The organism is Longimonas halophila (assembly GCF_002554705.1).
GTDB classification, from domain to species: domain Bacteria; phylum Bacteroidota; class Rhodothermia; order Rhodothermales; family Salinibacteraceae; genus Longimonas; species Longimonas halophila.
Window position 1 is genome coordinate 1 of record NZ_PDEP01000024.1, and the last position, 10,685, is coordinate 10,685.

Here is a 10,685-nt window from a genome sequence, read left to right on the forward strand (position 1 = left end):
CACGTAAGGCATAGGCAGACGGGTCTATTCTTCAGCACAGGTCATGGTTTGTCTCACGACCTGTACCGCTGGAGGATAGGCCCGTTCTGTTTTGTTAAGACCCGCCTGAGTTTTGTCATGTACTGTGCCTTACAGCAGCTATCACACCCTTGTTGGCAAATTTTGATGGGGTTAAAGAACTATATAACGGCATGTGCAGGTTTCCCTTTTTTCTTTGCTGATCACCTTGTGGCAGAATACGCAATCCTGACATCCCCCATTCCCTCACGCTGTTCGGGTGTTTCAAAATGTCGCGCAGCGACAAAGGGTGATGTCCAACTCGAAAGGATAATGGAAAAACGTGCACACCGCGTTATTTTAGTGCCGGTTCACTACGAGGTCACTACGGGATTACCACCGGGTCCGAAAACGCCTCTATGCCATCAGTGTCAATCTGCTTCAGGCGGTAGACAAGTGAGCCAGTTGGCGGCGCCGGATTGCGAAAACGGTACCTCTGCGGATCGTCGGTCGTACCGGCACCCTCTACGTAACCAATCCGCTCCCAATTGGACGCCGGACTGGACGCCAGGCCACGGCCAACCGCCTGACGGCGCTGAATCTCGAAGCCCTCGTTATTTTGCTCAGCAGCCGTCTGCCAGTTGAGAACGACCGCCTCCGATTCTCGCTCCGCTGTGAACCGGGTGAGTTCGACGGAGGCCGCATCGTCAATACGACGGTCATCAACACGAAGATTTTCATACCACGCTATCGTGTCGTCCGTCTGGGACGCGGAGAGCACATCCTCGTCGCCGTCGCCATCAAGATCCGCCGCGTAGACGCTGACGGCACCGTTGGCCTTGGTGGTAATCTCTGTTTCGGTCCACGTTGAGCCATCTCCGTTCCCGCTTGTCGCGTCCCCGTTCCGGTGAAATGCGATCGTGTCATCTCCGTTGGACGCAGAGAGTGCGTCTTGGTCGCCATCCCCGTCAATGTCCGCCGCGTGGACGCCTCGAGCGAAGTCCACCTTGACAGCAATCTCTATTTCAGTCCACATCGAGCCATCACCGTTTCCATTTGTTACACCGTTGCTTGTCGCATTCCCGTTGCGGTACCACGCAATGGTGTCGTCCCCCTCAGATGCAGAGAGCACGTCCTGATCGCCGTCGCCGTCAATATCTGCTGCGTAAACGTCGTATGCACGATCGGCCTCCGTGGTAATCTCCGTTTCCGTCCACGCCGAACCGTCGCCATCGCCACTTGTCGCATCCCCGTTACGGTAGAATGCGATCGTGTCGTCTCTGATGGAGGCGGAAAGCACGTCCTGGTCCCCATCTCCGTCAATGTCCGCCGCATGGACGCTGTATGCGCCTTCGGCCTTGGTGGTAATCTCCATTTGGGTCCACGTCGAACCGTCTCCGTCGCCGCTCGTCGCATCTCCATTGCGGTACAATGCTATCGTATCGTCCATCTGGGACGCGGAGAGCACGTCCTGGTCGCCATCCCCGTCAATGTCCGCTGCATAAACGCTGACGGCACCGTTGGCCTTGGTGGTAATCGCCGTTTCGGTCCACGTTGAGCCATCGCCGTCGCCGCTTGTCGCGTCCCCGTTGCGATAGAACGTAATCGTGTCGTCTCTAAGGGAGGCAGAGACCACGTCCGCGTCGCCGTCGCCATCAAGGTCCACTGCATAGACACTGGTTGGGAAGTCGACCTTGGTGGTGATTTCCGTTTGGGTCCACGCCGAGCCGTCCCCGTCGCCACCTGTCGCATCTCCGTTGCGGTACCACGCAATCGTGTCATCAAAGAGAGATGTGGAGAGTACGTCTTCATCTCCATCGCCGTCGATATCAGCCCCATGGACACTGAACGCTCCATCGGCGTCTGTCGTAATCTCGAAGCTGTCGGCAAACGGCTGGCTGGAAAACAGCTGTCCGGGAAACGGCTGCGTGGGAAACGGTTGTTCAGCAAACGGCTGCGCGTCGGCCTGGAGCGCAGATACCAGAAGCGCAGATGCCAGAAGCGCGAGCCGCCAGGAGGCCTGCCTGAAAGAGAAGCGTTGTACACGGAGCGTAGCGCCGAGCGAGGCCGGATGGGCAGACATAATATATGCAGACACAGGTGTGTGGAGAGAAAAAAGTGCGGAGAATGATTCTATGAAGGGGGTGACTTCGTGGTGAAGAGTCGGAAACCATACCTCGGTGACTCCTTTTAGTTTTTTTCTTGCTCCACCTGGTAGTTGCGCACTGACACCATTTAGGCCTATTATTAGGCATTGATTCACCAGTGTGTGACGCAGTCAACTCACTTTGTTATGCGTACTTTGTCACCAATCTATGCTCTTATTTCCATCCGTTAATTAGTCGGGGCAGTATGAAATTTATTCCTCGGGCGCTACAATTAGCAGCTCTTTGCTTCGCAATATCCACAGTTTCAGCGTGTAGTGTGTACGATATTACGCGTGATGGCAGTAGTTCGCCAGGCATACCGTTTTATGCGCATTCTGCGGAATGCTGGCAGGAGACTCAATACCAGGAAGATACGCGTAGGCTTAGTATTCAAATTCTATCCGTTGTCACCGACGACTCTGGAAAGGCGACAGAAAGAGAGGTTCAACGGGTCTCAAAACGTGTCCGCGGATCTGCAACACCTGCAGAATCTGAACTGCGATTTAGGGTGCGTCGTTTATCCTCACACTCTGAAACTCAACCATTGTTGGACGCATTCGATTCTATCGACGAGTATGAGCCTGGAACGTGGCAATCCAACCCGAATCTTGTACTCACTCGCAATACGAGTTCTATTCGCAGTTTTGTAGACTACTCGCGCCCGTACTTTTTCAATGCTTCTCGTCCATTTATTGGGACATCGTCAGCCACTGCCGAATTCGGCCCGAACGGCACCCTTTCAAAGGGTTCCTCCGAGACTGAAGACAGGACAGTCGAAACAATGTTGAGCTCGCTTGCCCTGGGCGATATTCTTTCAAGTATGCTCGTGCCCGCACCCGAAGATATTATGGAGGTGAATCTGCCAGAAATCAGGGCAGACGCTTACCGAGCGGTATTGCAGGTAGAACATCTTCCGATTCAACATACACTTGCTCGCTCGACGCCTGTCGAAGCGAACTTGGGAGGTTCATGTCCTGAGCGAGCCCCCATTCCTGCCGCTACTGTAGGCGACATCTCTTACTCAAGGACTACAGCGGCGACACCGAGCGCTCAAACGGAGCCAGAGAACACACTGGAGATACGAGGGCAAATAGTCCTTCCAGAGGAGTCGAATTAACGCAGGCGCATAGGCCACTTCAGCAGTCGTCGCGATTCCGGTGATCGCTGATAAGAACGTTCGCGTCTACTACATTTCCTATCACTACCGTATGAAGGATGGCAAGCTGTTAGATGCTCTCTTAAAAATCAAGCGGCAACGGCGGGCTTTTCGGTGATGCAGCAGAAACGCTCGCCGACGAAGTCCTGGTCGTGTTTGAGCATCCCGTAGATGCTGTGCAGCAACTTGCGCATCACCGCGACGGTGGCGACGATCGACGGCTTGCCCCAGGCCAGGAGCTTCTCGTAGAACGCCTGCACTTGAGGCTCGTGCTGTACGGCCACCAGTGCCGGCATGTAGTGCCAGCATATAGAGCGCCCGGCGAATCCTCGCGTTGCCTACCTTCGAGATTCGCTCGCGCTCTTCGACGGAGGTGCCCGAGACGTGTCGTTTGGGGTCGAGGCCGGCGTGGGCAACCCACTCGCGCACGGACATGTCCTTCGGCAAGAGAGCGATCTCGCCGAGTAAGAGCGTCCGCGCTCTTGGTGCCAACGCCCAGGATCGAGATGAGGTGCTCGAAGGCTGCCTGTAGCTCCTTGGAGGCACCGATCACCTTGGCTGCTTGACGCAGCAGCTCGTCAATGCGCCGCGTGAAGTGCCGCATGTTCACCTCGATGTCGTTGAGAACAACTCGTGAGGCCGTCGGGCTTGCCTTTTATGGTAAACTGTCACCCATGTTGCCGGTCAGAAGTGGTACCCATGTACCCGGTCCGTACACCGAAGCGGCATAACACGGCGCTACACTGGAGCGCTTCGAACCTGCTCGGTGAGCTTCACCTGTTTCTCAGCATCTTAGCACACTTTGTCAGCCGCCCGTAAGCGCAATCCTTTGCACACCTCATCCTTCTCTCATCTTGACGACGCGCCATGAAGCTACGCGCCATGAAGCCCTCCATTCAGGTCAAGCGGAAATGCCCGCCACCGCTTGTAAAACTGCTCCTTGGCATAACGTTTTGTGTAGTGTTGCTTCTCTGTAGTGCAGAGGGGCTCACCGCAATGGGGCAGCACCCAGCGCATTCACCGCCCCCGGCGTCTTCCTCTTCGACAGTCGATAGCTCGACAGCGATTGCTCCTGACGCAGACGCTTCTGCAGCAGACTCTTCAACGACCCAGCGCCTCTGGATTGGAGGGGGATCCGGCGCGGGCACCTACCCGGAAGGCCGGGCGGGCGATCTCGCGGGCAATTTCAATATCCACTATCGAAGAAACGAGCATCTGGTTACCCTTCGGTCCGCCCTCAACAGCAGTGTGGAGACCGGCGGTCTTATCGATGCCTCTCTGCTCTACGGGCGCGCATTCGGGCTGCCACCCGTATGGGTCGCCGACCAGCCGGTCTGGCACGTGGCCGCCGGAGCCGGGGTCGGTATCGTGTGGAGCGACGTTACAGGCGGAAGCACCATCGGATTGCCAGTTCAGGCCCAGATTGCCGTGCATCCCCTTGGTGGGATCGGCCTGGTCGCGACTGCCTTCTACAATGTCAATAGCCTGCAGTCGTTTGGAGGCGTGACGGTCGGCGTGCAGATCGGCGCGATGCCCTGAACAGACCCTGTTCGAGGATTTGTGTTTCAGACGGGTCCTTTTTTAGCCGGGCTGTTCTGTTTGCCGATGTCGTAATACCCAATGCGGTACTATCCGATGTCGTAATGGAGAACGAGGATGATCGTGTATTTTGATTTCGATGATCCTCGTTCCGCAGCGTATAGGCAAGCCTCCTTGCAATAACAGTCTATAAGGGGCATGTTATAAGAGGCGTACGGCCCGCGCGCAGTCGCTCCAGCCGGGGTTTCTAAAGCCGGGACTCCGAGCCCGAAGGGGCTTCGCGCCCGAGGAGAGGTCAAGGACGGAGGCGGCTTTAAGAACAGGAAGCGCATCGCCCTCGGTCCATTTTCGATGACGCGCCCCGCCATGACGCCACCCAGGGACTGAGTCGCATAGATGCGCACGGTCTGCGCACGGCATGCGCACGGCATGCGCACGGCACAAACAAAAGGGCTCAGCACCCTCCCGGCCCCTTTCTCGTTTTTCGTCCAATTCCGTCCAATTCTGTCGTTTTCCGTCGTTTCCTGTCGTTTCCTGTCGTTTTCCGTCCAATCTTGTCCAGGGCCGGAACGCTCGCGCTGTTGGCCCTTCTATCCCATGCGATATTGCAATACGACATCATGATACGACATCACATTGCGACATCATGGTCGGCATACGGACCTCCCACACAGGCCTCCAATACACGAACCTACCCCCGCCTTGCGTCGCCTACGCCTTGCGTTCATTGCATTCGCTCTGCCCTCGGCTCCATGCGCCTCTTCGCTTCTTTCTTCCTCTGAGCATTCCGGAACACGATCCTGTGAGATTAGTATCCCGTGATGCTTGTTATCAGAAGCCTTCCTCATCACCCTTTTTCCCTCTTTACCTCTTTTCCCTCATCACCCACCGCTGCGCCCTATGACGATCAAAGACACCGATGGAGACCCCGACACGGTCCACTTTTTGGGCAGCGAGCTCGCCTCCGTCCTCGGGGTGCGCCCGCAGATCCTCTCGAAGGCGGTCCGCAAGGGCTTCAAGTCGAAAGGCGAGCCCGTCGCCGACTGGGCGGTCTGGCAGGTCGGCGGTAAGCGCCTCGGGGGCTATGACGTCCCGATGGAGAAGGCCGAGGAGCTGTTGCCAGCATCGGTGTGGCACAAGCTCAAGGAAAATGGCGAAGCGGAGCTGGCCGATGTGGTCGAGCCCGGGCGGCGCGCGAGTGACATCGAGGACGAGTTGGAGCTGTTAGCTGAACGCGGCGACGGGCCCGCCCTGGAGGCCTTACGGCAGGTGCTCGTGCGAGCAGCCGAGGCGGTGGGCACCTGCGCAGCGTCGGCCCGCGAGCTGCCCAGCCATATCGAGGAAGCCGCGGACCTGACCGAGGCCGAGGTGGACACGCTCGTGGCCATGTGCCGGGCGCGGATCAACGACGCGCTGCGTGAAGAGGCATCGATTGAGGGGACACCGAGCGAAGAGGCGCTGAGCGAAGAGGCGCTGAGCGAAGAGGCACCGAGCTCGTAGCGCTTCCGGGGGCGGGTTCGCGCTGCGAACAAGGCATGAACCCAAACGCAGGTTGTGCGTGCATTATCCCGTGATGTGAAAAAGCCCTCACGCGCTGGACTTGTGAGCATTCGGTTCTGAACCCGACTGATTTGGAATCCGACGGATTCGAATACAACTGACTTAAACACCATGTTAGACATGACAGGCTCAGACAGGACCCACGTGCCATAGACACAGAAAACCCCGACCTGCTGGAAACAGATCGGGGCCCCTGGAAAGACTTTTTTACCTACAGCTACCGCAAGTTGCTTGGCGGCGATGGACGGTAGCGAGGCAAACCAACTATGCGACAGACGTATCGTGATACGTCCGCCCCACAGCAACGGGCGGAGGACAACGTCCAACACCCATGCACATGCAGCCGCCAAGGCGGCCGTCTGTGCATGTGCTCATATCATAGCTTATGCCCGCGGTTCCCGAATGGCCCCTCCAGAGGGTTCGCCCCCGTCCCATGGGCGCCGGATTCGGCCTCCGCACCCGGCTTGTCGCGGCCTGACGTGCCTCATCCCCAGCGCCGGCGGGCCCGTCGCGGGGCCGCCTCCCCCCGGTCGCCCGAGCAGCAGGCTCGCTCCTCTGCCGGACCCTCTGAAGCCCCCCCCCCCTCTGCCGGCCTCCCCGAGGATAGCCTCCCGGAAGACGGCCCGGACGTCATCGACGCCGAGCGCAGCTATCGCCAGGGCCCGGTCTACGGCAGCGCCGTGCCCACGGCAGTGCTGAGCGCGGTGGGCTTTGTGACGCACATGGACACGCTGCGCCTGGAAACGTCTGCCCTGGGCCTGATGGCCTACTTGCAGGCGATGGCCAACCAGCATCACCAGCTTCGGCGTCGCCAACAAGCGGGCCACCTACAGGCCAGCCGCCAGCTGCAGGACCCTCAACTCCCCCTCTTCGACACCTCATTCTCGGCAGATGTCTTCTCGGCTGATGCCTCCTCGCCGGAGTCAGCTCGCCAATACATCAGCGCCTATCAGTACGTCAACGCTTACAGCGGCCGCGAACACGTGGTCGAACGGCAGCTCGGCACCTTTATCAAGTCGATCCAAGGGATCGCCGAGGACCTCTACCGGCGCATCTACAAGCGGCTGCCGCCCGCGCAGGACCCGCTGGCGGACCCGGACTTTCGAAAAATCTACGAACGCGTGCTGCGGGCCCTGCAGCGCGTGAGCAGCCCGGCCGCCATCGCGGGTGCGGAGGGCGACACGCTCCCACGCGAAACTGCTCCCGCAGCCCCGATCCCTTCAAAGCGACCGACACCAAAGCGGCCTCCGCGGGAAGAACGTTCCGGACCGCTGCTGCAGCGCTTGGGGCCGGCGGTCCCCTCTCCCAACAAACTCGTCCGCGATCGCAACGGCCAGCGCTGGCGGGCCAGCCGGGCACTGCGGTCTGCTCCTCCTGAAAAGGCTGCCCAGACTACCCGGGCCGTACGCGCCTCCGGCCCGGCCCCGAGGATTCCGTGGCACCGGCCCTACCTGGACCCACTGCAGGTCACCGAGGCGCTCTATGCCCACCGCGAGGCGCTCCACGAGCGGTTTACCCACGGCTGGAAAGCTACCATACAGGACGGACAGTGGACCCGGCACCAGCTCCGCCACGCTCGGCGCTCGGAAACGTCCATTGCAACCCAGGGCAGCGACCGCCCCTCCTTTATCTCCGTCGGGCGCTGGCGCGAGGACGAAATCACCCGCCGCCACCCCGATAGCGCCGTCACCGTCCCCTGGATCATCGCTGACATTGACGGGGAAGATCCCGCCACGTCGGCCAAACACGCAAAAACACTTTGCCGCCTGTTAGTCAAATGCGGGCTGGACCCTTCACACCTTGTCGTGAGCTACACCGGCGGACGCGGGTGTCACGTCCGCATCCCCCACGGTGCTGTCGGCTGCCCCATCTATCAAGACGTGGACGCCGCATCAGTTCTTCTCAGCCGGTTCTTTGATACGCTCTGCACCGATCATCCCAGGCTCCGGGCTGCCATTGATGACGCGGCTTGCCGCCCCACCCAGATGATCCGCATGATCGGCAGCGACCGGACCCACGGCGGGCGATGCGTTGCCGTCACCGGGGACACCTTCCTAGAGCTACATCCCCTCGTCCTCTTCGGACACAGCGACAACAGCCGCTACGACGGATTCACACTTCCGAAGCCCGAGGAGGCCCCATACACCCCCGGGCTCGGGTATCTGTTATTGCCGGAAGACCTGACTACAAAACACCACCCCATTCACCGCCCAGTCACTCAACTTCTACAAGGCTGGACATCTCCCAACAGGCTCCAGCTACGCATCGACACCAACGCGCAAAAAAAAGGACGCGGGGGCTCAGCCATACATGTTAACCAATACTGTTGGAAACCCCACTTTTCGCGTCCTCCGCCGACAGGGGATTCGCAGCTCCATCAGCCCGGAAATGGCCCCTCCGAGGTCATCGGTCGGCTGATGAATCCGGTTCAGGAGGGCGAGGCGTGGGGCGAGGCCGTAGAGCGCTCCTACGTGGGCCGCAATAAGGCGTGCTTCATCATGGGGCTCTATGCCTACACCTACCCCGGAGCCGCCTTGCTACGCGTGCAGACGCTCCTGACGGAGCGTGATGGGGAGCCTATGCCCGGAGGGGACGGTGCAGCACCCACCGGGGGCCAAAGCAGCCGCTGGATGCAGCAGATCAGCCAAGCGAGGGCGGCCGGTCACGAGCGCGCCGACGCACCCGTAGGCGACGCACCCGTAGGCGACGTACCCACAGGCGCCGTACCTGCAAGCGATGTGCCCGTGGAGGCGATCGTGCACGCGTGGAACCGGCTGGTCTGCCGCCCGGCGCTGCCCGAGCGGGAGGTCGACACCACGCTGCGGAGTGCGCGGTCGTACACGTGAGACTCACAGCAGTATTCGGACGCATAGAATAGCTTTTGTGGGTTTGTCTCATGGACAAGCTTGACAGAGTGCCTATCGGCTCGTATGTTGACTGATGGATGATCTATTTTCCTATTTTCCTATGTTTCTATGAAAGTAGTTGGCGTTTTGCATGGCAAGGGTGGGGTGGGGAAGAGTACCGTTGCTGTTAACTTAGCCCGTAGTCTTCAGCTTACCGGGTTGGAGGTGGTCATTATTGACTGTGATGCACAGGGCACCTCACAAAGCTGGAAAGCTTCTCGTAAAGATGAAGAGACTCTACCCGCGGTGTTTGGTGTCAATAAATCCAGCGCCCTGAAAAGCGACGTCAAGAGGTTGAAGGATTCCTTCCATGTCGCTGTGATCGATGGTGGAGCCCACCTCAACAAGATGCACGCATCGATTATCAAAACGTCAGACTTAGCCCTCATACCGGTACAACCCTCACCCGCAGATATCTGGCCGACAGAGCAAATCGTTGACCTCATAAAGCAACGTCAAGAAGTAGCAGGCGAGCCCAAAGCGGCTTTCGTGATCTCTCGACGGAAGGTAGGGTCTCGATTGGGCAAGGGCGTGCAGGACGTACTTGAACGATTCGAGTTGTCCGTTTGGGAGGGTACATGCGATCGTGTCGTCTACGCCCAAGCTATGGGGCAAGGAAAATCCGTTGTTGAGATGAGTGATGACAAGGCTGCTGCCGAAATCAACACGCTCACACAAAATGTTGTACGCGCTCTCAATCTATAAATTTTTTCACCACCAAACAGATATCCTATACCCATGAGTGATGATATATTCGGAAGCGCATCGGACGGCTCCGTATCGAGTGGACAGGATACGACCGACCTTCAAGAAGATGTCTCCCAAGAGAAGATGACTCAGCTCAACGTGGAGATTCCAGAAGCTCTACATCAGCGCCTAAAAATGCATGCTGCCAAGCATGGACAGACCATCAAGGAGGTGGTTCGTGAAGTCATAGACAGCAGCATAGATACATAGGTTAATAGGATCCTATGTATCTTCAATGGGAAGGGAGAGGGCCCTTTAGCCTGATCCGACTCTAAAAGGACTTTGGAGATTGGCTGCCTGTTCGCATTGTTCTTCCTTACGTCTGCTGTTATCTCCACTCAATCCGATGTAGGCTAACCCGTCGGACGACGGCCTTCTGACATATTAACGCCAAGATGAAAGGCCTATTTTCCTATTAACCTATTTTAATAAGTTCATAGGACACTACTTTAATAGACCAGATAGGTGTGCTCAGTGGTTCACAGGTGACTCTGCTCGCCCAGCACCTCTGAGAACGGGTTGTGCCATAGGCTGAAGGCCATACAAGCGGGTTAAAACAGAAACAGCAGAGGCAGTTTGCCAGTCACGAATGGGTCTTCACACTCATCCGACCGGCGCTGCTCCCTCTGCTGT

8 protein-coding genes and 1 pseudogene are annotated in these 10,685 nt (G+C 58.2%); 6 read left to right on the forward strand and 3 right to left on the reverse strand.

Annotated elements, in window-relative coordinates:
- Positions 1-382: 382 nt before the first annotated feature.
- A complete protein-coding gene (locus CRI93_RS14820) occupies positions 383-2,080 on the reverse strand; it encodes an FG-GAP repeat domain-containing protein (protein ID WP_098063478.1) in 1,698 nt (565 codons plus the stop codon).
- A gap of 269 nt (positions 2,081-2,349) precedes the next feature.
- Between CRI93_RS14820 and CRI93_RS15250 the strand changes: the two genes are divergently transcribed.
- Positions 2,350-3,261 (forward strand): hypothetical protein, encoded by a 912-nt coding sequence (locus CRI93_RS15250; protein ID WP_141491747.1) that lies wholly within the window; start codon positions 2,350-2,352, stop codon positions 3,259-3,261.
- Between the two features lie 128 nt (positions 3,262-3,389).
- Here CRI93_RS15250 and CRI93_RS15545 read toward each other — a convergent pair whose 3' ends face one another.
- The gene (locus CRI93_RS15545; protein WP_245850575.1) at positions 3,390-3,596 is read right to left on the reverse strand and encodes a hypothetical protein; all 207 of its coding nucleotides are present in this window, start codon (positions 3,594-3,596) and stop codon (positions 3,390-3,392) included.
- Between the two features lie 55 nt (positions 3,597-3,651).
- Positions 3,652-3,735 (reverse strand): annotated as a pseudogene (locus CRI93_RS15730) (hypothetical protein); the annotation flags it as partial.
- A gap of 525 nt (positions 3,736-4,260) precedes the next feature.
- Between CRI93_RS15730 and CRI93_RS14830 the strand changes: the two are divergent.
- From CRI93_RS14830 to CRI93_RS14850, 5 genes are all read left to right on the forward strand, one after another.
- Positions 4,261-4,839 (forward strand): hypothetical protein, encoded by a 579-nt coding sequence (locus tag CRI93_RS14830; protein ID WP_141491749.1) that lies wholly within the window; start codon positions 4,261-4,263, stop codon positions 4,837-4,839.
- Positions 4,840-5,739: 900 nt separating this feature from the next.
- Positions 5,740-6,339 (forward strand): hypothetical protein, encoded by a 600-nt coding sequence (locus CRI93_RS14835; protein ID WP_098063484.1) that lies wholly within the window; start codon positions 5,740-5,742, stop codon positions 6,337-6,339.
- A 524-nt stretch (positions 6,340-6,863) separates the two neighbouring features.
- Complete coding sequence (locus CRI93_RS14840; protein ID WP_098063486.1) at positions 6,864-9,245, forward strand: hypothetical protein; 2,382 nt, start codon at positions 6,864-6,866, stop codon at positions 9,243-9,245.
- Positions 9,246-9,374: 129 nt separating this feature from the next.
- Positions 9,375-10,010: a ParA family partition ATPase gene (gene parA / locus CRI93_RS14845; RefSeq protein ID WP_098063488.1), complete on the forward strand. Its 636-nt coding sequence runs from the start codon at positions 9,375-9,377 to the stop codon at positions 10,008-10,010.
- A gap of 33 nt (positions 10,011-10,043) precedes the next feature.
- Positions 10,044-10,262, forward strand: coding sequence for a plasmid partition protein ParG (locus tag CRI93_RS14850; protein WP_098063490.1), 219 nt, complete (start codon positions 10,044-10,046; stop codon positions 10,260-10,262).
- Positions 10,263-10,685: the final 423 nt, after the last annotated feature.